General features: G+C 68.6%; 24 protein-coding genes and 1 pseudogene. 15 read left to right on the top strand and 10 right to left on the bottom strand.

Annotated features, from left to right (window positions below):
* Positions 1 to 12 precede the first annotated feature (12 nt).
* Positions 13 to 648 (top strand): glycosyltransferase, encoded by a 636-nt coding sequence (locus ACIP94_RS18160; RefSeq protein ID WP_402426133.1) that lies wholly within the window; start codon positions 13 to 15, stop codon positions 646 to 648.
* 113 nt (positions 649 to 761) lie between these two features.
* Here ACIP94_RS18160 and ACIP94_RS18155 read toward each other — a convergent pair whose 3' ends face one another.
* Complete coding sequence (locus ACIP94_RS18155; RefSeq protein ID WP_402426131.1) at positions 762 to 896, bottom strand: hypothetical protein; 135 nt, start codon at positions 894 to 896, stop codon at positions 762 to 764.
* A 375-nt stretch (positions 897 to 1271) separates the two neighbouring features.
* Between ACIP94_RS18155 and ACIP94_RS18150 the strand changes: the two genes are divergently transcribed.
* The 6 genes and pseudogenes from ACIP94_RS18150 (at position 1272) to ACIP94_RS18125 (ending at position 5445) form a co-directional block, all read left to right on the top strand.
* The gene (locus tag ACIP94_RS18150; RefSeq protein ID WP_402426129.1) at positions 1272 to 1472 is read left to right on the top strand and encodes a hypothetical protein; all 201 of its coding nucleotides are present in this window, start codon (positions 1272 to 1274) and stop codon (positions 1470 to 1472) included.
* 156 nt (positions 1473 to 1628) lie between these two features.
* Positions 1629 to 1868 (top strand): annotated as a pseudogene (locus ACIP94_RS18145) (lanthionine synthetase C family protein); the annotation flags it as partial.
* 672 nt (positions 1869 to 2540) lie between these two features.
* On the top strand, positions 2541 to 2816 hold the full coding sequence (locus ACIP94_RS18140; RefSeq protein WP_402426263.1) for a YciI family protein: 276 nt from the start codon (positions 2541 to 2543) through the stop codon (positions 2814 to 2816).
* Between the two features lie 155 nt (positions 2817 to 2971).
* Positions 2972 to 3490, top strand: coding sequence for a GNAT family N-acetyltransferase (locus ACIP94_RS18135; RefSeq protein WP_402426127.1), 519 nt, complete (start codon positions 2972 to 2974; stop codon positions 3488 to 3490).
* A 377-nt stretch (positions 3491 to 3867) separates the two neighbouring features.
* Complete coding sequence (locus ACIP94_RS18130; protein WP_402426125.1) at positions 3868 to 4824, top strand: sigma-70 family RNA polymerase sigma factor; 957 nt, start codon at positions 3868 to 3870, stop codon at positions 4822 to 4824.
* A gap of 57 nt (positions 4825 to 4881) precedes the next feature.
* Positions 4882 to 5445 (top strand): dihydrofolate reductase family protein, encoded by a 564-nt coding sequence (locus ACIP94_RS18125; RefSeq protein ID WP_402426123.1) that lies wholly within the window; start codon positions 4882 to 4884, stop codon positions 5443 to 5445.
* Positions 5446 to 5635: 190 nt separating this feature from the next.
* Here ACIP94_RS18125 and ACIP94_RS18120 read toward each other — a convergent pair whose 3' ends face one another.
* Entirely contained in the window at positions 5636 to 6373 is a 738-nt protein-coding gene (locus ACIP94_RS18120) for an IS110 family transposase (protein ID WP_402426121.1), read from the bottom strand.
* A gap of 280 nt (positions 6374 to 6653) precedes the next feature.
* Positions 6654 to 6932, bottom strand: a complete 279-nt coding sequence (locus tag ACIP94_RS18115) for a hypothetical protein (RefSeq protein WP_402426119.1) — start codon at positions 6930 to 6932, stop codon at positions 6654 to 6656.
* Positions 6933 to 7160: 228 nt separating this feature from the next.
* Between ACIP94_RS18115 and ACIP94_RS18110 the strand changes: the two genes are divergently transcribed.
* Entirely contained in the window at positions 7161 to 7367 is a 207-nt protein-coding gene (locus tag ACIP94_RS18110) for a hypothetical protein (protein ID WP_402426117.1), read from the top strand.
* Between the two features lie 140 nt (positions 7368 to 7507).
* Here the strand turns inward: ACIP94_RS18110 and ACIP94_RS18105 are convergent, their stop codons facing one another.
* Entirely contained in the window at positions 7508 to 8032 is a 525-nt protein-coding gene (locus tag ACIP94_RS18105; RefSeq protein ID WP_402426115.1) for a hypothetical protein, read from the bottom strand.
* Between the two features lie 378 nt (positions 8033 to 8410).
* On the opposite strand from ACIP94_RS18105, the gene ACIP94_RS18100 reads away from it, so the two are divergent.
* From ACIP94_RS18100 to ACIP94_RS18085, 4 genes are all read left to right on the top strand, one after another.
* Positions 8411 to 8587, top strand: coding sequence for a hypothetical protein (locus ACIP94_RS18100; RefSeq protein WP_402426113.1), 177 nt, complete (start codon positions 8411 to 8413; stop codon positions 8585 to 8587).
* 457 nt (positions 8588 to 9044) lie between these two features.
* Entirely contained in the window at positions 9045 to 10565 is a 1521-nt protein-coding gene (locus ACIP94_RS18095; protein ID WP_402426111.1) for a helix-turn-helix domain-containing protein, read from the top strand.
* A 209-nt stretch (positions 10566 to 10774) separates the two neighbouring features.
* Complete coding sequence (locus ACIP94_RS18090; RefSeq protein WP_402426109.1) at positions 10775 to 11128, top strand: hypothetical protein; 354 nt, start codon at positions 10775 to 10777, stop codon at positions 11126 to 11128.
* A gap of 405 nt (positions 11129 to 11533) precedes the next feature.
* Entirely contained in the window at positions 11534 to 12361 is an 828-nt protein-coding gene (locus ACIP94_RS18085; protein WP_402426107.1) for an MBL fold metallo-hydrolase, read from the top strand.
* Between the two features lie 29 nt (positions 12362 to 12390).
* Here the strand turns inward: ACIP94_RS18085 and ACIP94_RS18080 are convergent, their stop codons facing one another.
* Positions 12391 to 12837, bottom strand: coding sequence for a hypothetical protein (locus ACIP94_RS18080; RefSeq protein WP_402426105.1), 447 nt, complete (start codon positions 12835 to 12837; stop codon positions 12391 to 12393).
* 664 nt (positions 12838 to 13501) lie between these two features.
* On the opposite strand from ACIP94_RS18080, the gene ACIP94_RS18075 reads away from it, so the two are divergent.
* Positions 13502 to 14020, top strand: a complete 519-nt coding sequence (locus ACIP94_RS18075) for an HIRAN domain-containing protein (protein ID WP_402426103.1) — start codon at positions 13502 to 13504, stop codon at positions 14018 to 14020.
* Between the two features lie 191 nt (positions 14021 to 14211).
* On the opposite strand, the gene ACIP94_RS18070 is transcribed toward ACIP94_RS18075, so the two are convergent.
* Positions 14212 to 15798 carry a protein kinase gene (locus tag ACIP94_RS18070; protein ID WP_402426101.1) on the bottom strand — a complete coding sequence of 529 codons (1587 nt, stop codon included), beginning with the start codon at positions 15796 to 15798 and terminating at the stop codon, positions 14212 to 14214.
* Positions 15799 to 15883: 85 nt separating this feature from the next.
* Positions 15884 to 16396 (bottom strand): ATP-binding protein, encoded by a 513-nt coding sequence (locus ACIP94_RS18065; protein ID WP_402426099.1) that lies wholly within the window; start codon positions 16394 to 16396, stop codon positions 15884 to 15886.
* A 165-nt stretch (positions 16397 to 16561) separates the two neighbouring features.
* Between ACIP94_RS18065 and ACIP94_RS18060 the strand changes: the two genes are divergently transcribed.
* Positions 16562 to 17446 carry a helix-turn-helix domain-containing protein gene (locus ACIP94_RS18060; RefSeq protein WP_402426261.1) on the top strand — a complete coding sequence of 295 codons (885 nt, stop codon included), beginning with the start codon at positions 16562 to 16564 and terminating at the stop codon, positions 17444 to 17446.
* Complete coding sequence (locus ACIP94_RS18055; protein WP_402426097.1) at positions 17443 to 17655, top strand: DUF397 domain-containing protein; 213 nt, start codon at positions 17443 to 17445, stop codon at positions 17653 to 17655. The genes ACIP94_RS18060 and ACIP94_RS18055 overlap by 4 nt, the downstream gene beginning before the upstream one ends.
* A 90-nt stretch (positions 17656 to 17745) precedes the next feature.
* Here the strand turns inward: ACIP94_RS18055 and ACIP94_RS18050 are convergent, their stop codons facing one another.
* The 3 genes from ACIP94_RS18050 to ACIP94_RS18040 all read right to left on the bottom strand — a co-directional run bounded on the left by ACIP94_RS18050 (position 17746) and on the right by ACIP94_RS18040 (position 23266).
* Positions 17746 to 18414, bottom strand: coding sequence for an EcsC family protein (locus tag ACIP94_RS18050; RefSeq protein WP_402426095.1), 669 nt, complete (start codon positions 18412 to 18414; stop codon positions 17746 to 17748).
* Between the two features lie 230 nt (positions 18415 to 18644).
* On the bottom strand, positions 18645 to 19919 hold the full coding sequence (locus tag ACIP94_RS18045; protein WP_402426093.1) for a hypothetical protein: 1275 nt from the start codon (positions 19917 to 19919) through the stop codon (positions 18645 to 18647).
* 149 nt (positions 19920 to 20068) lie between these two features.
* Entirely contained in the window at positions 20069 to 23266 is a 3198-nt protein-coding gene (locus tag ACIP94_RS18040) for a type I restriction endonuclease subunit R (protein ID WP_402426091.1), read from the bottom strand.

Below are 23266 nucleotides of genomic sequence, written 5' to 3'. Positions count from 1 at the left end.
CCGCTCTTAGGGGTGCCCTTCCGCTGCTGCGGGAGGGCACCCCTGGGGCTCGAGTCCTTCCTGCGGCAGACCCGTCGGCCGGACTCGGTCCACGTCGTGGACGACGGATCCACGAGCACGGACTACGCCGCCGTGCGGGACTGGTGGTACGTCCAGGCCGAGCGGGCGGGGATCGAGACCACCTGGCAGCGGGTGCCCAACGGTGGCAAGCGGCACGCGCAGGCACACGGCATCCGTGTGAGCCCGCAGGCCGACATCTACATCACCGTCGACTCGGACTCCTGCCTGGCGCCGAACGCGGTCGAGCAGATCATGGTCCCGTCCGCCCGCGGCAAGGTGCGGTCGGTCGCCGGCATCGTGCTCGCCACCAACAACCGCGGTCCGCAGCGCCCACGGCTGCGACGGGACGACGGCACCCGTCTGTCCTGGCCGGCCCGCGTGGGCAAGCTGACCCACTGGCGCGGCCGGCAGGGCTTCGCCCGCGTGACCCGGTACCGCAGGCCCTGCGTCCAGCCGATGAGGAAGGGGACCACCAGCATGGCCCCGGTCGGCATGTTGTGGTGGCAGAGTGGCTCGACCAGCAGCAGCCACAGCGTGACCATCTGGCCCAGCACCATCTCGTACCAGCGCAGTAGGTGCAGCCAGTAGCGACCTGCGCCAAGACCGGATGGGGCACGCGCCAGAACGGCGCCGAGGTGTCCCTGGCGGCGGCCGGATCCTGAAGGCCGGCGAACGCCCCCTGCGCGACCGTGACGGGCAGGTCAGGGGGCGTTCCCTGCGTCTGATCGACGTGTACGTGTCCCGGTCACCTTGACGCGGGCCTTGGCGAGCTCGTCGAGCAGCCGCATGACCGCCTCCGGCACGTGCATCTGGGCCTTCGGCTTCGCCTCGATCACCTGAGGTTCACAGCACCTCGTACACGTCCTCGGCGCTGGCACGGTAAGACACAGGACAACGTCATCGATCATGGGGCAAGCCGGCCGGCCAGACACGGCATGCGGTCAAGCGTGCAGGAGATGCGGGCACGTTCCGGTGGCCTCTGGCCTCGGGGTTCGCTGCTGGTGGCTGTATCCCGTCTGTCACTGTCGGTCGCCGTTGGCCGGCGTCAGGGGACCTCGGACGGCCCAGGGACGGCCCAGAGACGGCTCCAGGTGTCGAGCTGGCTCCAGCGATGCGGATCCCGGCTGTGGCAAGCAGTGGTGATGTGAAGCAGAGTGTTTGCAGGGGAGCGGGCAAGAAGCCAGAGCGGGAGGGAGAACAGGAGGACAATTGTGACCGTCCTCGCGATCTTTCTCTTCATCGTCGGGACGCTCCTGGTCCTCATCGGGGCACTTCTGATCCTGATTGGGACGTTTCTGATCGCCCTCGGGGCGGCCTTGATCCTTATGGGGCTCGCCCTGATCGCCGTAGGCGCGTTCTTGCTGATCCGGAGAGTTCTCGGACGTGGTCGAACGCACTCTCACTCCTGGTGAACCTGAGGGCGGCCCCTCAGCACAGCCAGAGCTGATCACCGGCGGCCGTGACCTGCGGCCGCCTCAACGATCGGCGTCCTGACCTGCTGCTGAGTGTCGGTAGCGAGGGCTACCGCCCCCTGGGCGGGCCCGGAAGATCATGCGAGAGTGGAGCCCATGACGGCACCGGAAGCCGCGGTCGTGGCGGTCGACGAGGTCGAGGAACTCGCTGCGGACGGGCTGCGGTGGCTGAGCGCCGAGGTGCGGGAAACCGCCGACGGAAACCTCGCCTGGACGACCAAGCCCGAGCCCATCAGCTACGGCTGGTGCCACGGTCCGGCCGGCGACGCCCAGGTCTTCCGGCTGCTGCGGGACATCACGGCCGACCCTGTCTGGCCCGCGCTTGCCGACCGCTGCCGGCACACGGTCATCCACTCCGCCTGCCCCAGCGGCTACGCCCCGGGTTCTGGGACAACAACGGCCGCCGCTGCGGCACCGCGGGCGTCCTCGCCCTGGCCTGCGACCGGATCGCTGAACAGCAGGACCCGTACGACTTCGCCCACGTCCTCGTCACCGACGCTGTACGGCGTCGGGTGGGTCAGGGCGGCCCCGTCGGTCAGGGCCCGGTCCGGTACCGTCGCAACGGTGTCGGCCCTTGGCGAGGATGCCTTGCTCCTCCGGCTGGCGTCTCCACAGAGGCGGGCATCGGGCACGGTGTCATGGAAGCGGGGAAGTCGAGGGCCGACCCTCCCACTCAACAGCCGTCGTGGTGCGAGTCATCGCGGCCAAATCCCACACCTGCCAGGCGAACGGTCCCTGACAGGAGATTCGATCGAGGGCCAGGTGCTGAGCGGTGTCCCCCTCACCATCATGGTTCCCCCGCCGTTTCCCGCACGATCGGGCACGGATGGGGCACGGATGGGGCACCGGATCCCTTCGTCCCGAAGCAACTGTGCTACGTCGAGCGCCCTTCCATGGCTCCGGGGAAGCCCCGGAAGGGGTGCCTGCGAGTGGCGTGCCGGCCGATCAGCCGCTGCAAGGGCGGCGCGTTCGGGGACGCACGGACTTCCGCCGTGCCAGCCTGGTGCGGTGAAACATGTGGTCTTCTATGAATCCGCCGATGATGTCGCCTCGAAGGCGCAGGCTCACTTCGCTGCCCACAGCGCGCACTACCAGGAATTCGCGGGCAGAGGCGACCTGCTGATGATCGGCACCTTCGGTGACCCCCGGAGCGAGGGCGCCATGGCCGTGTTCACCAGCCGAAAGGCTGCCGAGGAGTTCGCCGCGGGGGACCCCTTCGTGCTCAACGGCGTCGTACGGAACTGGTACATCCGCGAATGGAACGAAGTTCTCACCGGTCCCTGAACGGCACTTGGGGCCGGCGGATCTCAGCGATGCCTCGTAAGGCACCAGTTTGGAGGATCGCGTACGAGCATGGTTCGGGCCTCGCTGCTCGACCTTGAACAGGTCATCGGCATCGAACACGGCCGGCTCGTCGAACGCCCCGAGGCGGTCGCGGCGTGAGCACGCTCGCGGCCCAGGCCATCAGCACCAGGCGGCTGGAGCTGCTGCCGCTGCACGTCGAGCACGCCGAGGAGATGGCCGCCGTACTGTCCGATCCGGCCCTGCACACCTTCATCGGCGGCACTCCGGACACCCCGCAGGCCCTGCGCTCGCGCTATCAGCGCATGACGGCAGGCTCTCCCGATCCGGCCGTGTCCTGGCTGAACTGGGTGATCCGGTTCCGTGACGAAGCCTGCCTGATGGGCACCGTCCAGGCGACGGTCAGCCCCTCCGGCCACGGCCTGATCGCCGAGATGGCCTGGATGGTGGGGACCCCGTGGCAGGGAAGAGGCATCGCGACCGAAGCAGCCCGAGGACTCGTCGACTGGCTCAGCCGGCTGCCGGTGCACACCGTCATCGCCCACATCCACCCCGAACATCGAGCATCCGCTGCCGTCGCCACTGCCGCCGGACTCACATCGACCGGCGAATGGCACGAAGGCGAGATCCGATGGCACCGGAGCCTCAAGCGATAGCCCACTTCGTGGTGGCATCGCAGGTCCGGATCGAGCTCACCGACCCTCGTCGGCCGGCGCCCGCTACTGTCTGCGCGCGCTCTTCGCGGAGCTGGGCGACCATGCGAAGCCCCCGTGCGCTGGGGCCGGATGCGGCAGGCGACCGCGATATCCAAGGCGGGGGCACCACTCCGCCTACGTCTTCACCATCCGCACCGATCGCCCGGCCAAGCCGCGGAACGTCTACGGCTCCTTCCCCGATCGCGGCCGTGTAACGGAGAGTCAAGCGACCGCGAATCGTGACAGAAGGTCATCGGCCTGGGAGGGCGCCGAGTGGCAGCAGTACGAAGCCCTGGCGGATCGTGCTGAAGCCCCGTCTCGGGGGTCGTAGGACCGGTGTGCGGCATGATGATCCGGTGGACTTCGAGCCGTACCGGGCCGAGTTGGTGGTGTTCTGCTACCGGATGCTGGGCTCGTTCGACGAGGCCGAGGATCTGGTGCAGGACACGCTGCTGCGTGCCTGGAAGGCCCGCGGCCGGTACGACCCGGCGCGCGCGTCGGTGCGGACCTGGCTGTACCGGATCGCGACCAACGTGTGCCTGACCGCGCTCAAGGGGCACAGGCGGCGCCCGCTGCCGTCCGGGTTGGGGGTGCCGAGTGACGATCCCGGGGCACCGCTGGTGCCGGCACTCGATGTGCCCTGGCTGGAGCCGTTCCCCGACGCACGGTTCGACGTGGAGGCCAGGGCCGATCTGCGGCTTGCGTGGGTGGCGGCGGTGCAGGTCCTGCCGGCGCGGCAGCGGGCGGTGCTGGTGCTGCGCGAGGTGCTGGCGTTCACCGCCGCCGAGGTCGCCGAGCAGTTGGGGACCACGGTCGCGGCGGTCAACAGCGCGCTTCAGCGTGCCCGTGCCGCCCTCACCGACGTGGGCGATGCCGGTGCGGTCACCGAGCCGGACGATCCCGAGGTGCAGGCGGTCATCCAGCGGTACATGCGGGCGTTCGAGGCGGCGGATGTCCCCGCGCTGGTGCGGCTGCTGGCCGACGACGCGGTACTGGAGATGCCGCCGGTGCCACTGTGGTACCGCGGCAGCCGGGACTACGGGCGGTTCATGGAGCGGGTATTCGGGATGCGTGGCACGGGCTGGAGCATGCGGGCGCTGACCGCCAACGGACAGCCCGCGCTCGCCGCGTACACGCCGGTGCCCGCCCGCGGGCACCGGCTGCACACCCTCCAGGTCTTCACCGTCACCGACGGCCGAATCGCCCACAACGTCGTGTTCGCCGATCCGCGCGTCTTCGACGCCTTCGAGCTGCCCCACGAGATTCCCGCCGACGAGTTGCGCCGAGAGCGATGAGTCGGGGCGGTGCGCCCGGTACATACCGATGAGCACCGAACCGAAGGGAATCTCATCGTGAGCGTCATCGTCATCGAGTTCATCACCCTGGACGGGATCGTGTCCGACCCCGACGGCTCCGCCGGTACACCGCTGGGCGGCTGGGCATTCCGGCACGGCCCGGAGGCGGTCGCCGGGGACAAGTTCCGGCTCGGCCGCACCCTGGACGACGGCGTGCTGCTGCTCGGGCGCGCCACCTGGCAGCTGTTCTCGCGGCTGTGGCCGGGCCGCGACGAACCGTTCGCCGCGCGGATGAACGCCGTGCCGAAGCTGGTCGCCTCCCGCACCCTGACCCACACCGATACGTCGGTGTGGGCGAACTCCCGGCTTCTGGACGGCGAGCTGGTCGACGCTGTCAAGCGCGAACGGCGGGACGTGGTCGTCACCGGGAGCCTGAGCGTCGTGGACCGGTTGATGGCCGCGGACATGATCGACGAGTACCGGTTGCTGACCTTCCCCACCGTCCTCGGCACCGGCCGGCGGCTCTTCCCGACCGGCGGCCCCCACGCCGAGCTGGAGTGCCTGGCCGCCGAGCAGGCCGGTGCCGCCGTCCTCACCCGCTACCGGAGGGCCGCCCGATGACCGCCCGCTTCATCGCCGGCGGCATCGGCTGGGGCCCGAAGACCCGCTCCGACAATGAACTGCGCAAGGGATGCGGGACCAGGTCTCCGAATCCGTAGGAGAGGCGCATGGTCGAACAACCCCCCACGCGGTACTCACCCGAAGGCACCCCCTTGGGCCGCAGCGCGGAAAACATCTGGTTCGGCAACAGCTACTCCACTGAAACGCCGCGTGCCCGCAGGCTGTGGTGGCGTATCAGAGATGCGCTCCGCCGGCCGGTGAAGAACAGCAAGCAGCGCCACTGAAGCACGCGGAAGCGGCCGGTCAGTGCCTGGGCCAGGATCTCGCGCTTGGCCCGCATGCTTGCCTTGACCATCTCCGCCAGTACCTCCGGATCACGCTCGCCGGCGATCAGGGCCTCCAGCATCGCGCGGGCCGACTTGCCCAGCAGGTCGGAGACGACGGCGGACAGCTTGATCCCGGCGTCTTCGAGGAGCTTCTCCAGCCGCTGGGCCTCGCGGGTTCGTTCGCGGATGACCTCGGTGCGGTAGCGGGTCAGGTCGCGCAGTTGTCGGATCTCCGGCGGCGGGACGAACGAGGGCCGCACCAGGCCGTGTTCGACCATCTTGCAGATCCACTCCGAATCCGCGACGTCGGCCTTGCGGCCGGGGACGTTCTTCATGTGCCGGGCGTTCAGCAGCCAGCACTCGATGTCGTTCTCCAGCAGGTAGAACACTGGCTTCCAGTACGAGCCGGTGGCCTCCATGCCCACCACGGTGATGCCCTCGGCGATCAGCCAGTCCCGCATCGCCAGCAGATCACGGGTCATGGTGAGGAACGTGCGTACCTCTTTCCGGCGCCGCTTGTCCGGCCCCGAAACGCGGATGCAGACCTTCACGTCCGCCTTGCCGATGTCGATCCCGGCGCATCGTTCGTGGACCACGTCCATGCCCCGGCCCTCCCCTCGCGCGGTGTGCTGTTGTGCAGCAGCCGCCCGGCGGGGACCAAGCAGGCAAAAGAATCTGATTCACATGCTCGAAGCAACACTTCCGGGTGCCTGACGACGGGTCCCCGGCGTCCTACTCAATGTCGGGTTCCGGTGGCACCAAGACTCCGCGACGTCAGCCGGACGGCCGTAGCCCGATTTTCTCCCCTTTGGGGAGTCGCCGTCAGGAGATCGGATTACTCAATGGCCGAGTCAAGGGTCCTTTGCTGGGCCACCGGTGCGGTCAGGCCTCGGTGTCGGCGGCCTCCTCGAGTAGGTCCATGGCGTGGTTGTGGAAGCGGCGTTCGGCGTCGCGGCATGGGGCGTTGAAGAAGGTTCGTTGGGCTTCGGCGAGATCGCAGTTCAGCAGGCCCATGGTCACGAATACGGCTTCCACTCCGTGACATCCGTTGTCCTTGAGGAACTGCTGGAGTGCGTCCGTGTCGCCGCTTGCCTGCCAGACGGGCCGGGCGGTTTCCTGCGTGGCAGCGATGCGCGCTGATCGTTCTGCGTCGAAGCCCACTGGCCCCACCTTCCTGGTTTGGCGCAGGCTATCGCCAGGTGGGCGGGGTGCGCCGGCCCGTTCAAGCGGGGCGGCCACTCCACCGGAGCCACCGGGGGCAAGCGCCTCTGGAGCCACATCCGGCCCTCCCGGGCCACCGAACAACTTACGGAGCTGCTTTGGCGCGAGTGATCACGGCCCCGTAGGCTTGCGGCGCGTCGGGCAGGTAGTGGACCTGCTGACGCCATCGTGCCACGCTACCGGCTCCTCGTGGTCCTGGCGGCCATCACCACCCTTCGCTTCGGGGAGCTGGCGGCCCTGCGGCGCAGGGACATCGGCCTGGAGGCGCTGACTGTCACAGCCGCCGACTGCAAGCAGTCGGCGGCTGTCGTCATTGAGCAGGCAACCCGGGAGTTCCCGAACTTCGATGACACCATCATGGAGCTCTGCCGCTGAAAGGGCTCGTACGCAGAGCCGTATCGCGCTTCGTAGGCGACCTAGATGTTCCTAGGCGCGAGCTTGAAGTCGGCCGCGCCAGGCGGTAGTTCGGCGCCCTGACGGTGTCCAGTGGCAGGAGGGGCGGAGCGGCTCCGCTGTCAGCGGTTGCTCGTGGTGCCGATGTCGACGATGTGGTTGTACCGCTCCACCAGCACGAAAAGCTTGGTCTTCTGCGTCGTCCCCCCGCTGCCGAAGGTCAGGGTGACGACGACCTCATGGCCGTTGCCCACGGCGCCGTTGTCGGTCACCGTCCAGTTCCGCGGGGCGTTTTGGGCACGCAGGACACCGTCCGCCCCGTGCTTCTTCTCCCAGGCCGCCAGTCGCTTGGCGAAGTCGGGCGTCAGGTAGTGCTTGCGGAGCATCGTTTCCAGCGTGGCGTCCGGGTCCGTGTAGTCGCCGATCGCGTCGATGTACGCGCCGTAGAAGTCGGCGACCCGGGTCACCACTTGGCCGCTCGTGCCGCTGACCGACTGCGGTGCGGCGGCGGACGACTTTGCGGGGGCATGGACGGATGCCTGTGCCGACACCTGTGTCGACACACCGAGTCCGACAGCCAGGACGAGGCCGGCGGCGACGGCCGCGCGGCGGCCCGGACGGCGGTGTGCGGGGGACTTCCTGTTCATGTGCATCTTCCTTTTCCGGTCCATATGTGGTTGCTCACGGCCCGGTGTCTTCGTGCCGGGGCCGTTGTGTGGCTCTCGCCTTTTCGGGTCAGCGAGCGCTGCCCCGGAGTCATGAACATCTGCTGCTGCGCGGACCCATTCCCTCCCTGCCGCGGCTCGGGGCGCGATCGACGACACCAAGTCCTGCTGAATCGCGCCGAATGACCCTGCAAGCGGTCGATTGGCCGCCCTCCCCACCCCCGTGGCGGAGGGCGGCCCCGGTCATGCGGTCAGCGGAGCTTGTCCACGGCCCGTGATGGCCGTCTTCTCGAAGGCCTTCACCGGCGCATGCCGGAAGTCGCCAGACGGGTGTCAAAGACGCCCCGAGGAGGTCACCGTGTGCAGGCCGTAGCCGTGCCCGCTGTCCTCGGCAGGCAGCGTGCCGTGGTCCTTCAGCGGGGCCTCGGTCTCCGGGCCCGCCTTCTCGACACGTGCGCACAGGACTTGATGTCGTTGCGCGGCCGTGAGAAGCGCCCCTTCGCCACAGCCGTCCTGGACAACTGCACTCCGACCTGACGGACGGTCGCTCCTGTCGACTTCGTGCGGAGCTCCCGCTACCAGGTCCGGGCTGTCGCCGCCCAGCGCCATGCGTAGACCGCGGTCCTGTTCCACCGCCTCCGGTACGCAGGCGGTGACCTTGCCCACACTTCAGGACGAGCTTGGATACGACGGGAGTTGGGCCGCCGTGAGGAAGCCGACGCCTTGGCCGCGACGTTTGTCAGTGTGGCGAGCGTCGTGCCGAGGGCGAGCCCGTGACGGCGAGTGCGAGGGGCGGGCCTGCTCGGATGCGCTGGGGCATGGGTGTCTCCCGTGGATGAGTGGATGAGTGTCGTTTGTCGCCCGTCGCCGACTGGTCGGTCCGGTCCTGGTCGGTGCGACACCAAGAGCATCAGCCGTCACGACGGCTCGGCGCAACGCCGGACGCCCGCCCGGCGAGGGTGGAACCATCCCAGCCCGTCTGACGTGCAGGTATATGGACCGCCTGAGATACGGGGACACGTGGGAGATTGGGGGAGCGGTGTCGACCGAGGACGACGTCGAGCAGTTCGCGGCGCTGCTGCGCCGGCTGAAGGACCGCACGGACCGGAGCTACGGCTCCCTGGCCCGCCGTCTCGGCATGAACACCTCCACGCTGCACCGCTACTGCGCGGGCGAGACGGTCCCGCAGGACTACGCCCCGGTGGAGCGGTTGGCTGCCTTCTGCGGAGCAACACCGGAGGAACGCCTCGATCTGCACCGCCTGTGGCTGCTCGCGGTGACGGCACGACAGAGGCCGAGGGATGGTGAGGAGGCAGCGGAGCCGACAAAGACCGAAGGAGCACTGAAGCCGACAGGGGACGAGCGGGCTTCGGGTCCGGACAGCCGGACGGCGGGGCGTGCGGGTGGCAGCACGTGCAGTGTGGATGGTGGCGCCGACGGCATCGGTGGTGACGGGGGCGGCACGAGCGGTTCACCACCGCGACTCGATGCGGGTGCCCCCGATGCCGCACTGGCTGCTCCCGACGCTCCCGGACCGGGCAGTCGCGAGTCGACGGCCCAGTGGGATGCGGTCCGCTCAACTGGACGGCCCTGGTACCGCCGTCGCCGTACCGTCGTCGGCGCAGCCACGGCGACCGTACTGCTGGTGACGCTGGGCAGTATGTCGGCGCTGTCGGCCGACCGGTCTCACGACAACTCCGCCAAGGCCCCCGGTCAGTCCCGTACGACAGGAAGCGGTACGTCACACCACCCCTCGGCCACCGCGGCCAGCCCCTCCCGCAGCCGTTCTTCGGCCTCGCCCTCCACAGGAGTACGGGCTTCAGGGAGCCCCGAGTCGAAGGGCCAATCGTCGACGGAGACGAAGAGCGACGCCCCCGTGCCAACCGGTGTGCCGCTCGCGTGGACCGCCGACTCGCGGATCTGGGACGGCGGTTGCGGGCACGACTACGTCATCGGCAAGGAGCCGGCCCAGGTGCCCCCGCCGCCGGTAGAGCAGGACGCCGGAGTGTGGGCAGCGACGCAGCAGGCGGTACCTGGGCGGCAGACGATGGTGCAGATCTCGGTGCAGGGGAAGTCGTCCACGGCCGTGGTCCTCACGGCCCTCCGGGTCCGTATCGTCAGCCGCGGCACCCCGGTCACCGGCAACGCGTACGCCATGGGCCAGGGCTGCGGCAGTGATCTGCCGCCCCGCAACTTCTCCGTGAACCTGGACGTCGACCGCCCGATCGCCCACGCGCGCCCCGGCAACGACAGCGGAAAGCCCGTCCCCGCGGTTCAGTTTCCCTACCGCGTCTCCGCCGAGGACCCGGAGGTGCTGCAGGTCACCGCGACGACCGAGGCCTACGACTGCAACTGGTACCTGGAACTGGACTGGTCATCCCAGGGCCGCACCGGCACGGTCCGCATCGACGACCACGGCCACCCGTTCCGCACCAGCAGCATCAAGGGCCTGCCCCACTACTGGTACGGCACGAACGACCACGGTGTGCGTCAGTGGGTACCCACCGACTCTTGAGGGAACGTGGGAGCTGTTCGGGCCATTTTCGCGATGTGACCGTTCCCCGCCACCCAGGCCCATGGAGGGGCCGGTTGCTGCCGCTTCGGCCAGGAACGCCCGCCTGGTTCCACTCAGGTTCGGTGTCGGCTCAGGCATGACACCTGTCATATGCAATACCGGATGCAGAGCACTGGGGCTCGCGGGCCGACGTCCGTACGGTACTTCCCATGACGAAGAGCAACGGGGAGAACCCACAGAAGACCGACATCAAGGTGAGCCTGATCGGCGGTCATCGCCTGGCAGGAGCCACCCTCCACCAGAGGACCGTCACCACTTCCCTCATCGGTGGTGCCGACGTTGATCTGACGGACATCGACATCCCGGACGGCACCGAGCTGCGCATCACCAAGTTGAGCCTGATCGGCGGCGTCAGCCTCAAGGTCCGCCGCGATGTCCGGGTGGAGGTCCACGGGCTGCGCCTGGGCGGAGTGAAGGACGATGGCCCGAGTGAGCCGGGTGGCCCGACGGTCCGGATCGACGCCTGGGGCCTGGTTGGCGGCGTCAGCGTCACCCGCGCCTAGTTGAAAAGTTCAAGTATCCGATCCCGGTAGATGCTCGACAGTTCGGTCCCAGCCGATGGTTGACATCGCTTGCCTCAGCTTGGCTGTGCGCGTCATATCCGCGTGCAGGGAGGGCCGGGGCTGGGCTGGGCTGGTGCAGTTGAGCATGGTCGAGCCACTAGGCATGAGCGGGAACAAGCTCTCAGAGGACGCCCGGGGCCCGCAGCCGCTCACCAGCGCGTGCTGAACGGGCTTTGCAGGATGGACCGCTTGTGAGAGGGCACACGAGGTCCGGAGGTGGCACTCCTGCCCCTGGGGTCCGAGGATGCTCGTATGAAGGTGCCGATCGGTCGTCCCAGTCTGCGGCCCTACCTGTCTTACCAGCAGCGCACTGCAGCGCACCGTGGGGGGCTGAGTGCTCACTTCTTGGGCACGAGTTCAGTGCTGCTGTCGGATGGGCAGACATCGGTGCTCAGCGACGGGTTCGTCACCCGCCCGGGGATGCTGCGAGTAGGCATGGGCAAGATCGCCCCGAACCGAGCGCTGGTCCGTGCCGCCATCGAGCGCCTGCGGGTGGACACCCTCGCCGCTGTGGTGTGCGCGCATTCCCACTACGACCACGCCCTCGACGCACCAGTGTGGGCGCTGGAGACCGGCGCCGAGCTGGTCGGGTCGGAGTCCACCGCCAACATCGGGCGCGGCCTCGGGGTCCCCGAGTCGTCCTTGCGGGTGGTCGGCGACGGCGATATAGCGACCTACGGCAGCTTCACGCTGACCTTCCTGGACTCGGTGCACAGCCCGGGCGACCACTACCCCGGTACCGTCGATCAGCCCTTGATCCCGCCGGCCCGCGCCGGTGCCTGGAAGACCGGAACCGCCTACTCCGTGCTCGTCACCCACCCCGCCGGCCGCGTACTGCTGCAAGCCAGCGCCAACTACCGGCCCGGCGCGCTGCGCGGTCACCACGCCGACGTCATCTACCTAGGTGTCGGCATGCTTGGCAAACAGCCCGCCGAGTTCCTGCACACCTACTGGGACGAGGTCGTGACCGCGACCGGGGCCAAGCGGGTCATCCTGGTGCACTGGGACGACTTCTTCCTCGGCCTCGACCGGCCACTGCGCCCCATGCCCTACCTGCTCGACGACCTCGACACCACCATGAGCCGACTGCTGCCCCTGGGCCGCCGTGACGGCGTCGATGTTGTCCTGCCCGTCTCCTGGCAACCCAGCACTCCCCTCGCCGGTCTTGCGTGAACTCGGCCGCATAAGCCCCTGGACTCGGCTCATGCACCTGAGCATGCCTGAGGCCCGGCTCCAGGTACGAGGCCGGGCCTTCGGCGTTGGCTGAGAGGGGACACGCTGGGTCTGGGTCTGAACTCGTAGGCGCAGAGCGGGAGCTCTGTCCTGTGAGCCAGCGGTAGGTAGGTCACCGGTCGGATGGTCCAAGTGACGCGGGTGTCGGCGTGTGTGACTGACACGGTGCAAGGCTCGGACCGCGGTAGCGCTCGTCTGGTCTCGGCGCGACCGTCGTGCAGCCACTCCCACGCCTCGTCCGAAGCGTCCGGGTCCAAGGCCGGTGAGATCGTCGGGAGTGCCACCGCCACCCATCGGTCGGCCTGCGGTGCCGAGTAGGCATCGAAGGATGCCAGGAGTGCTGGCCGCCGCTGCTCGGTGAGGTCTTCTGTCCAGCACTCGCACCAGAAGCCGCGGCGGGTTCCCTGACCCAGCACGGATGACCTCCCCGCAGTGCTTCCGCGTACAGCTCCGCAGCGGCGGAGCAACTTCCGCGACGACTAGGTCAAGGCCCGGAAGGCTGCCGGCGTCACCGCAGAGCTGCGCTTTCACGACCTTCAGCACACGGGCAACACGCTCGCTCCACGGCCGGGGTCAGCACCCGCGAGCTGATGACCCGCGTGGGCCACAGCAGCTCCCGCGCCGCGCTGATCTATCAGCACATGACCAGCGACCGAGACCGCGCCCTCGCAGACCGGCTCGGTGCCGTGATCCGGGGCCGTGGAGGGAGTGGCCTCCGAGCCTTCCGGGAGGGACTCTGCGGGCCCGTACTGGCACGCCTGTGGCACGACCCCTGAAACGCCGAAGGGCCGGCCTGGGAGGAAACCCCTCCTGAGCTGGCCCTTCTCTCTGTGCCCCCGGCAGGATTCGAACCTGCGACACCCGCTTTAGGAGTTCGATCCGGTGGCCGCCTGCCCCGTATCCCCGGTATCGGAGGGCGGTGTGGAAGCCGAGGCCAGGTGCCTTGGTACGCCGCCGTGTGTGCCCGTTGATGTCAGAGGTGGATGTCATTGCTCTCCACCCATCAGTCTTCTTGCGAACGGCTCGCCCTCGCCTGGCTCCCGTGCAAGGCTACGGTGATTCCGTGCTGCAGGGGGACCTATGTATGTGCCGTCAGACGGACCCGCAGACCGCTTCGTACCGCCGCCCGGGGGCCTGCACCGGCTTTACCTCGTTGAGTACCAAGGTGGGTTGCGCCTCTGCGAAGACGCCACGGGCCTCCTCGTCGGTCCAACCGACCGGCGCCTCCAGCGGGCCGGGCTCTACGTCACGAACCTACGAGGTGTGACGTACTACCACGTGGCAGCAAGACGGGCTGACCTGCGCCCCGGTCAGCCCTTGCGTCTGGTGCCTGAGCCTGACAATCCCCACGATGCCTATGCCGTAGCGGTCTATCCCAACACAGGCAACGGTCCGATTGGCTACGTCAACAAGCAGAAAGCTTGTGTTTGGTCTCGGTTGATCGCCGAGGGAGCACAGCTCTCGGCGGTGAGCCTGAGGGGGACGGGGCCGGGAGTGAAGTGCGATGCAGTGGCAGTTCTGGCCGCCGAGCCGAGGGTGGTCGCACACCTCCTGTCGCCACGGCCATCGTCGCTCCCTCGGCCGGCATTCCTCGGGTAGTGATCGGCTATCAGCGCTATCAGCTTGGGAAGCTGAGGTGATCTGGGGGCCGCTTCGGGGCTGACCTGCGGCGGAAGGATGTCGCTCCTAATGTGCGGTTCTTGAGCAGGACGTAGGTGTGCGGTCGCTTGCCTGATGCCCTCGCGGGGCCCCGGATGCCGGCGGAGCACAATGCACTTCTGGAGGATGGGTCAGGAAGGCGGACGGTCGAGGCCGAGACGGATCACTGCGAGTGCCTCGGCGATCTCGACGGTCAGCTCGTCGTCGGACCCGAACACCATGCACATGTCCTGGTGGAGCGGTTCGAGGACCTGCCGGGCTTCGGCGGTTCGGCCCTGGGCGAGCAGCAGCATCCCGATGTTGTGCCGTAGCTCCACGGCTTCCTCGCTGACGTCGCTGTCGACGGCCCGCACGACGTTCAGTAGCCCCTGAAGAGCGGCGAGTGCGTCGGTTACCTGGCCGAGTTCGGCGCGGCACCGGGCCGCCTGGGCGCGGCAGGCGCGGGCCTGCTCGCCGGTGGGTCCGGCGATACGGGCGTACGCGTCGGCGAGGGCGTCGAACTCGGGCAGGGCGGCCCGGTAGTCACCGCCGAGGAGGCGGATCGCCGCTCGCTGGCGGCGCAGCGCCAGGACCTGCTTGCTCTCGGAGCCGAGGGCGAGGGCCGCGGGTGCGATGACCTCGCCGAGCACCTCGGCGGCCTGCGCGAACCGCTCCTCCTCCAGCAGGGCGTCGGAGTGGGCGTACGCCTCCTCGATGTCCTCGCGCAGCCGGGCGGGGACGGGCACCGGCTGGGCCCCAGGGAGGACGGCTGTCGGCGTGGGACCACCGGGTGCGGGGGCCTGGGCGCGGGCGCGGGGCGCGAAAGGGTGACGGAACACGCCCGTCGGGTCGGGTGCGCCGGCCGGCCCGGCATCGGCCGTGCCGGGCTCCTGGCCAGGCGGCGGAAGGAACGGCAGCAGTCGCGCGTACACCTCCTGCGTGTCGGCGGGCCGCGCCTCGGGCGCCTTGCGCAGCAGGTGCAGGACCAGTTCCTCCAGCGCCTCGGGGACGTCGGGCCGGAGCTGTCGCAGCGGAGTGGGGGCGGCGTTGACGTGCTGGTACATCAGCAGGTACTCGCTCTCCGCCTCGAACGCGAGGCGCCCGCTGAGGAGTTCGTGCAGCACACAGCCCAGCGCGTACAGATCGGTCTGCGGGGTGATGCGTCCGCCGCGGACCTGCTCGGGCGACATGTACTGGTGGGTGCCGATGGGGCTGCCGGTGGCGGTCAGCTTGGTGACGTCGGTCCGCAGGATCGCCGCGATGCCGAAGTCGAGGACCTTCACGGTGCCGTCGCGTGCGACGAGGATGTTGCCCGGCTTGAGGTCCCGGTGGATGACCGGCACGTCGTGCGCGTACGACAGCACGGTCGCGACCTGCGCGGCGACGGCGGCCGCCCAGCTGACCGGCAGCGGCCGGCCGGGGTCGAGGTAGGCGGACAGCGGTACGCCGTCGACGAGCTCCATCACCAGGAACAGCCGCTCGTACGACGCGTCGAGCACCGCGTCGTACACCTGCGGCACGCCGGGGTGCTGGATGCGCGCGGTGATGCGGGCCTCGCGACGGAACCGCTTGGCGAACTCCTCGGCCAGCTCCGGGGAGGTGACCGACGCCTGCCGGATGAGCTTCACGGCGACGGGCCGGTCGAGCACGGCGTCGTAGCCGCGCCACACGTCGCCCATGCCGCCGTGGCTGAGCTCCTCCAGGAGTTCGTAACGGTCGGAGATCGCCTCCTGCGGCACCTTGCCCCCGGTGTGCGTGAAGAACAGTCACAGTAAGGGGTCAAGTGTGACCGCTGCGTCGATCCGCCGTCCAGGGCTCGCGGTGCTACATGGGCACGGTCGCGGCGGTGGACGACGGGCAGGAGGGTGCGGCGGCCGGTCGGCCTCCCGCAGGCAGGACATACTCCGCCCAGACCGTCTTGCCGGGGCCGCCCCGGCGCGGGTGCCAGTCCCAGCGGTCGGCGAGGTGCTCCACCAGGAGCAGGCCGCGGCCGGTGTCGCGGAGGTCCGTGGCCGTCGCCACGACCGGTACGCCTTCGGTGCGGGTGTCGGTGACCTCGATCCGTACGGTCGTGGCGTCGCAGGCCAACGTGAGGTGGAAGTCGCGGCCGGGAACCCGGCCGTGCCGGACGGCGTTGGCGGCGAGCTCGGCGACGATCAGCGTCAGCGCGTGGTGCGCGTCGCAGTCGTAGGGGATGCCCCAGGCATCGAGCCGCTGCCCGGCAAGCCGCCGGGCGAGCCGCGCGCCGCGCGAGGTGGAGCTGAAGCGCATCGCGAAGTGGCCTGTGGGGTTGGTGTGCCGGGGGAGGGGGTCGGGGGCAGCGGTCTCACTGTTCATGCCCTCAACGCTCCCGGCGGTGGCGTAGCGTGACCAGTGGTGACGCGCCGTCGCGTCCTGGTTGTACGCGACGGGGCGGGAGGTGTACGAGGCGCGCCGCGTGACCGGCTCGGGGTGGGCGCGTTGGGCCGGGGAACGGGGCCGGGGAGGCGGGCGGTGGAGCCGATGGAGTGGGTGGAGTCGGTGGAGTCGGTGGGGCAGGGCGAGGCCGAGGGGGCGCGGGATGACGCCGGGCCGAGGCCGGAGGACGAGCCGGGATCGGGCGTGGTGACGGCGTTCGGGCGGCAGTTGAAGCTGCTGCGGGTACGGGCGGGCCTGGAACGGCCGGAGTTCGGGAGGCTCACGGGCTACGCGGCCCAGTCGATCGCGTCATTCGAGCAGGGGCGGCGGATTCCCCCGCCGAGGTTCATCGACCGCGCGGACGAGGTGCTGGGCGCCGGGGGCGTCCTCAAGGCGCTGAAGGAGGAGGTGGGGCGGGCACAGTATCCGGCGTTTTTCCGGGACATGGCGCGGTTGGAGGCGGAGGCGGTCGACCTGTGCTCCTACGACACCCACGTGGTCAACGGCCTGTTGCAGACGGAGGAGTACACGCGGGCGTTGCTCGCCATGCGGCGCCCGCTGCTGGAGGAGGAGACGATCGAGCTGCGCGTGGCAGCGCGGCTCGCCAGGCAGACGATCTTCGAGCGCTGGCCTGCGCCCCTGCTCAGCTTCGTGCTCGAAGAGTCCGTGCTGCGTAAGCCACTCGGTGGGAAGGCAGTACTGCGAGGGCAGCTCGAACAGCTGCTGCTCATCGGCCAGAAGCGCAATGTGGAGATCCAGGTCATGCCGCTCGACCGCGAGGACAACGCCGGAGTCGACGGCCCGTTCACGGTGATCAACCGGAAGGGCGGGGAGCAGTTCACGTACATGGAGGTCCAAGGACGCAGCAGCCTCCTGACGGACCGAGAAGAGGTGCGTCTCGCCGCCGCGCGCTATGGAATCATCCGGTCCCAGGCTCTCACTCCGCGAGAGTCCCTGGGATTCATCGAGAAGTTGCTGGGAGAGCTATGAACACCGTAGAGAGCTCGGCCGCCGCTCTGGAACTCGCCTGGTTCAAAAGCAGCTACAGCGGCGCAGAGGGCGGGCAGTGCGTGGAGGTCGCAGCCGCCGTAGACGGCATACACATCAGGGACTCGAAGGTCCGGTCCGGACCGGTTCTGACGGTCGCCCCCGACGCGTGGGCCGGGCTCGTCCGGCTGGCCGCGGACCAGACCATCTGAGCCGTGCAGTCGTAACCCCCTTTGGCCCAGTCGCACTGGCGGCTGGGCCTCACGGGTTGCCCGGTCGGCTGCGGCAGAAAGACGCCCGCGCTACTTCACGTCTTTGGCCAGGACAGCGACGGCGACCCTGCCCACCACCCTCGTCAGGACGTAGTTGGTCGAGCCACTGAAAGCGACGCCTACGCCGGCGGGTATCGCCTTGGCCATCGCCTTCTGGGTGAAGGTGATGGACACCCGCTTGAACAACTGCTTGATCGTGACCAGGGCGGGCCCCCGCAGGTACTGGTAAACCAACTTCTCGGCGATCTTCTGTACCGCCGCCTTGCCGCCCTTTGTTGCCATTTGTTCTGCCGAACCCGCCAACGCGATCGTGAAGGCGAGGTGCTTCTTGTCCTCACTGCTCAGCTCGGTCTCGTACACCTCGACCAGGCACATGCACATGTCGACCTGGAGCTTGAGTGCCACGGCAATGTCAGCGGCACCGCCGCCCAGGACTGCGACCGCCGTCCCGATCCCTGGAATCACGCTGGGGGCCGCGGTGGCCGCCCCAGCGGCTGCCGAGAGTTTGGAGTACCGGCCTATGATCTTGGCCGCGATCCGGCGTCTGTCCTCCAGGCTTTCGGGCTTCCGCTTGAACTTGTCCTCGAAGGTCGCACGGTAACCGTCTACGAGCTTTGTGGCCGCCTCCGGTGTCATGACGATCGTCTCGACGGCCTTCTGGAGCCGAGATCCTTCGAGCTCGCCCTCCGCGTGGTTCATTTTCCCCTCCCCTTGGTTGCACCTCATGGCGCGGGCAACTTGCACGGCGCACAGGGTTGTACGCAGAAAGTGGGTGCCCAGTCGCACTGGCGGCCGGGCACCCACGTCTGAGGGCCGACCACGACCACCGGCCTTCTTGGCTCGTCGCAATCGACGGTGTTGCTGGGGACCAAATCCGTCAACCGAGCCCCATGGCTGACGGCCGCCGCTCATCAACCTTCCTCGTGGCGTTACTTGTCCCCGAGCCAACGGAGCGCTCGCTCGGCAATCCCGCTGGAGAGCTCGGTAATCTCGCTGGAGAGCTCGGTAATCTCGCTGGAAAGCTTGCCCGTCGCCGATATGGCCTGCTCGAGCGTCTCGCTACCGACGCGCCAGGCGGCATCGACGCCCTCTTCTCCTGCCTCGAGCACCTTGTCCATCGCCTCCGCGGCCGCGTCCGTCCATCGTCTCGCCTCCGAGGACTGGCGTCCGGACTCGATGCCGAGCCGTCCGTGGAAGTCATGGACACTGGCCGAGACACGGTTGCTCGACTGGACCACAGCCGGGGACGCGGTCGGGTTCAGCAGCACATTCGCGTTGGCCGAGTCGGCGGCCGCGTTCATCCGGGCCACCAGGCGCTCGGTGCTGAGCGTGATCCGCTCCAGCCGGTCCTGCCGGGCATCCTTCAACCCACTGCGATGCCCGTCCAGCTCCTCCGGAGACGCGTCCAGCACCCGGTCGAGTTCGAGCACGGCGAGCGCGTCCTGCAACTGGAAGCAGCGAGCCAGCACAGCGAGCCACTCCCGAACAATCGACTCGGCTTTCTTGGCCGTCGCGGCGAGATCACCGATGTCAGTCTCGCGCTCCATCTTCTCCGCGAGCGCGTCGAGTTGACGCAATGCGTACGCCTGGGTCTCTGCGATCGTCGTCGGCGCGGTCTGCACCTTCGACCACATGATCTCGTCGACCCTGCCCCTCTTCTCCCGGATGGTCATGGTCTCCTCGATGACGAAGCCCACTCCGATCATCCGGGCCAACGCGGTGTCCTTCTGGGCACGCAGCACGTCGTCGACCTTCTCGTCGATGGTGGCGAGATAGTCGGTGATCTCGGCCATGCTCTGTTGCATCGCCACCTGCGCCATGATCCCCGCGGCACCGGCAAGAATCGCCGGGTTGGTCAGAAGCGATCGGGGCGCCTTCACGACCTCGATGAACCCTCTGATCTGGCCCTTTGGTCCTTTGACCACGCCTGTGCTGAGACCCGTCTTCGAGCTCTTCCTCAGCCCGTACTTCTGGACACTCTGTGCCGACTCCTGCGTCAGCTTCACCCAGCGACCGGAGTTGGCGGCGATCTCCGAACCTGCCTGCACGACTACGGCCCCGGGACCGACGGTGGACTTGAGCCGTTCCAGTCCGAGGTCCTGGGACGCCAGTTGCTCCGAGACGAGGAAGCGATCGACATCCGTCGGATCCCCGATGACCGCCAGTCCGTCACCGTCACTGATCAGCTGAATCTCGTTGTCCATCGCCCGCTCCTGAAATGGCTTCTCGTGGTCGAGGGGAGGTAGAAGGCCGCGGCTGCCGGTACCAGCTCGCGAGCCTCGTGCTCCGCACGGCTACGGCGTGCGGAGCACAAGGGGTGCCCCGGCCGGCATGTCCAGCCGGGGCGTACGCATCAGACGTCGTCGTCCAGGCCCGCCTCGCGGCGGATCATTCGCCAGGCGGCCTTGCGGGCGCTGCGGTCCAGGCTGGACTTGAAGCCCTTGTCGGGGCCGAAGTACTGGCGGCCCATGCCCGCGATGGTGTCGATGTGGTCGGCCATCTTGTCCGCGAAGACGTTGTCGAAGACGAGGCCGAAGTTGTCCTCGTCGTTGACGACGGCAGCCGCTCGCACCTTCGGGTCGGCCTTGGCCTCCTCGAACGGGCGGATGACGTCCTGCTCGGTGAACTCGGTGCCGTAGCGTTCGTTGAACTTCTCGATCAACTGCGAGAGCAGCGACTTCTCCGCTTCCTTCGCACCGCCCGAGCCGTCGCCGAAGCCCTTCATCGTCGTCGGCCCCTCGGAGGTGAGGGAGACGTCGTACTCGCCGGTCTGGTCGACCCGGATAGCGCTGAGCTCGACCTCGCCTATGTCCACGCCACCGTCCGCGCGGCGCGGCAGCCGGTTGAGGAGGTAACGGCCGTAGAGGTGCAGCCGCTCCAGCTCGGCATCCCGGTAGGGGACGATCTGCGCGAGGAAGCCGTACTTCCTGACGTAGTCGTTGAGGTCGGCGCGGAAGCCCTCCGCCGTCTCCTGGTCGTCCTCGTCCTCGCTCTCCAGCAGGGGCGTGAAGCGGGCGACGGCGGGGGACAGCAGCCGGTACAGCTCGGCGTGCAGCTTCTCCCACTTGGACTGCGAGCCCGCCGCCTTCTCCTTGGCAGCGAAGTACGCGGCGGCGAACTCGTCCATCTCCTGCCCGGACAGGATCGCCGCCTGCATGACCCGGCTCTGCGCGGTGTAGAGCAGGTTGGGGTCGGAGGGGAGGGTGTTCGCCTCCTCGAAGTACGGGCGGAAGGCGTCCTGGATGTCGTTGGCGTCGTTGACGAAGTCCAGGACCGCCAGGTCCGCCTGCGTCTTGCGCTCGGCGGTCCGGTTCAGCCGGGACAGGGTCTGGACGGCGGAGATGCCGGTCAGCGACTTGTTGACGTACATCGTCGTCAGCAGCGGCTGGTCGAAGCCGGTCTGGTACTTCTCCGCCACGACCAGGATCCGGTACTCGCGCTGGCCGGCGCCTCCGGCTCGGGCGGCCTTGTCGTCGGCGCGCGTGTACGCGAACGCCTTCGGCAGCGCGCTCTCCGACAGCCCGCCGTTCTCCTTGGGCTCGGTGGTCTCCTCGCCGTCGATCGTGAGCGATCCGGAGAAGGCGACGAGGACACCGAGGTCGGGGTACTTGGTGTCGTAGTCCCGGTCCTTGATGTAGCTCTTGATCGCGCGCGCCATCTGCACCGCGGACTGCCGCGAGGCGGTCACCACCATGGACTTGGCCCGCCCGCCGAGGCGGCCCCGGCTGTGCGCCACGAAGTGCTCCACGATCACCTGGGCGTGCTGGGCGACCGTCGAGTCATGGGTGAGCGCGTACCGGGCGAGCAGGCCGTTCGCCTTCGACGGGTCGACCTCCCGCTCGTCTGGGTTCTGGTTCACCAGCTTCCAGTACGTGTTGTACGTGACGTAGTTGCGCAGCGGGTCGAGGATGAAGCCCTCCTCGATCGCCTGACGCATCGAGTACGTGTGGAAGGGCCGGTAGGCCGCCTTGCCGTCGATGTCCTGGAGCGTGCCGAAGAGTTCGAGGGTCTTGGCCTTCGGTGTGGCGGTGAAGGCGAAGTAGGAGAGGTTCGCGGCGCGGGAACGCTGCTCGGCCCTCTTCCTGAGCTGCTCGTCGAGGGTGGCAGCCTCGGCCTTGACCGTCGTCGCGCCCGCGTCGTCCGAGTCGGAGTCCAGGCCGAGGTCGCGCAGGGCGGACCGTACGGCGGTGGCGGCGTCGCCGGACTGCGAGGAGTGCGCCTCGTCCACGATGATCGCGAAGCGGCTGCCCTGGATCTCGGTGGGGTTGCGCTGGAGGTAGTCCAGCAGCGCCGGGAACGAGTGCAGAGTGACGGTGACGATCTTCCCGGTGTCGCGGGAGAGGGCCTTGGCGAGCTGCTCGCCCTTCGCCCCGTGCTTCTCGTCGATCTTCACGACGAGACCCGCAGTCTGCTCAAAGTTGCCGACAGTTTCCCGGAGTTGCGCGTCCAGGTTGCGGCGGTCGGTGATGACGATGACCTTGTCGAAGACCGGCACGCCCGGCTTGAGGCCCTTGGCCACGGCCTCGGCGTCGAGCTCCGACGGGTCGGTGGGGGTGTGCAGGTCGCTGAGGCGGTGCGCGAGCCAGCCGATGGTGTTCGACTTGCCCGAGCCGGCCGAGGCCATGACCAGGTAGTCGTGGCCGGCGCCGTGGGTGGCGGCGTGCGCGGTGAGCTTCTTGACCACGTCCCACTGGTGGAATCTGGGGAAGATCATCGTCTTGGTGCTGCCGCCGCCGGGCGTCTTGCTCTTGTGCAGGTGCACGAACCGCTGGAGCAGGTCCAGCCAGTTGTCCGGCTGCCAGACCTGCTCCCAGAGGTAGGAGGTCGCGTACGTGCCGAATGCCGTGGGGGCCGGGTTGCCGGCGCCGCCCGGCTGACCGGGGCCGTTGGAGCCGGTGTTGAACGGGAGGAAGCGGGTGTTCTTGCCCTTGAGCTGGGTGGCGACGAAGACCAGGTCCGGGTCGACGGCGAAGTTCGCGACGACGCGGCGCGTGAAGATCAGCTCGGTGGGGTCGCGGTCGGTGCGGTACTGCTCCTTGGCCCGCTCCACCCCCTGCTTGGTCAGCGGGTTCTTCAACTCGGCCGTGGCGACAGGGATGCCGTTGAGGAACAGGGTGAGGTCGAGTTCGTTGCCCCAGTCGGCCTGTTTGGTCGCGTAGCGGAGTTCGCGGACAACGGTGAGGCGGTTGGCCCGGTAGCCGTCCAGCACGGAGTCGTGGGCGACGAGGTTGGGCTTGAAGTACGCGACGCGGAGCAGGACACCCCGGTCCTTGACGCCGTTGCGGAGGACATCGAGGAGGCCGTTGGTGGCGATGGCCTGGTCGAGGCGGCCGGCGAACCCGCGCTGCGCCTCGTCCGGGTCGCCGCCGTAGACGGTGAGCAGCTCGCTCCACTCGTCGGGCTGGGTGGCCCCGATGAAGGTGAACAACTCGTTGGTGTCCAGGCCGAGATCGGCCCGATAGTCCTGCGGGCGCGCCTCACGCCAGCCGCGCTCGACCATGGCGGCGACGATGGCATCACCGAAGGCGGACTCCGTGTGGATGGGGCTCAT

Source organism: Streptomyces sp. NPDC093261 (assembly GCF_044753645.1).
GTDB lineage: Bacteria > Actinomycetota > Actinomycetes > Streptomycetales > Streptomycetaceae > Streptomyces.
Note: the sequence above shows the minus strand (reverse complement) of the source record. Positions and strands in the feature narration are given on the sequence as shown.

Coding starts and splice junctions, on each gene's coding strand:
- ACIP94_RS18120 (WP_402426121.1), bottom strand. CDS start 6,373: ATGGACGTGGTCCACGAACGATGCGCCGGGATCGACATCGGCAAGGCG.
- ACIP94_RS18105 (WP_402426115.1), bottom strand. CDS start 8,032: ATGAACAGGAAGTCCCCCGCACACCGCCGTCCGGGCCGCCGCGCGGCC.
- ACIP94_RS18095 (WP_402426111.1), top strand. CDS start 9,045: ATGGACCGCCTGAGATACGGGGACACGTGGGAGATTGGGGGAGCGGTG.
- ACIP94_RS18090 (WP_402426109.1), top strand. CDS start 10,775: ATGACGAAGAGCAACGGGGAGAACCCACAGAAGACCGACATCAAGGTG.
- ACIP94_RS18075 (WP_402426103.1), top strand. CDS start 13,502: ATGTATGTGCCGTCAGACGGACCCGCAGACCGCTTCGTACCGCCGCCC.
- ACIP94_RS18065 (WP_402426099.1), bottom strand. CDS start 16,396: ATGAACAGTGAGACCGCTGCCCCCGACCCCCTCCCCCGGCACACCAAC.
- ACIP94_RS18060 (WP_402426261.1), top strand. CDS start 16,562: ATGGAGTGGGTGGAGTCGGTGGAGTCGGTGGGGCAGGGCGAGGCCGAG.
- ACIP94_RS18055 (WP_402426097.1), top strand. CDS start 17,443: ATGAACACCGTAGAGAGCTCGGCCGCCGCTCTGGAACTCGCCTGGTTC.
- ACIP94_RS18050 (WP_402426095.1), bottom strand. CDS start 18,414: ATGAACCACGCGGAGGGCGAGCTCGAAGGATCTCGGCTCCAGAAGGCC.
- ACIP94_RS18045 (WP_402426093.1), bottom strand. CDS start 19,919: ATGGACAACGAGATTCAGCTGATCAGTGACGGTGACGGACTGGCGGTC.
- ACIP94_RS18040 (WP_402426091.1), bottom strand. CDS start 23,266: ATGAGCCCCATCCACACGGAGTCCGCCTTCGGTGATGCCATCGTCGCC.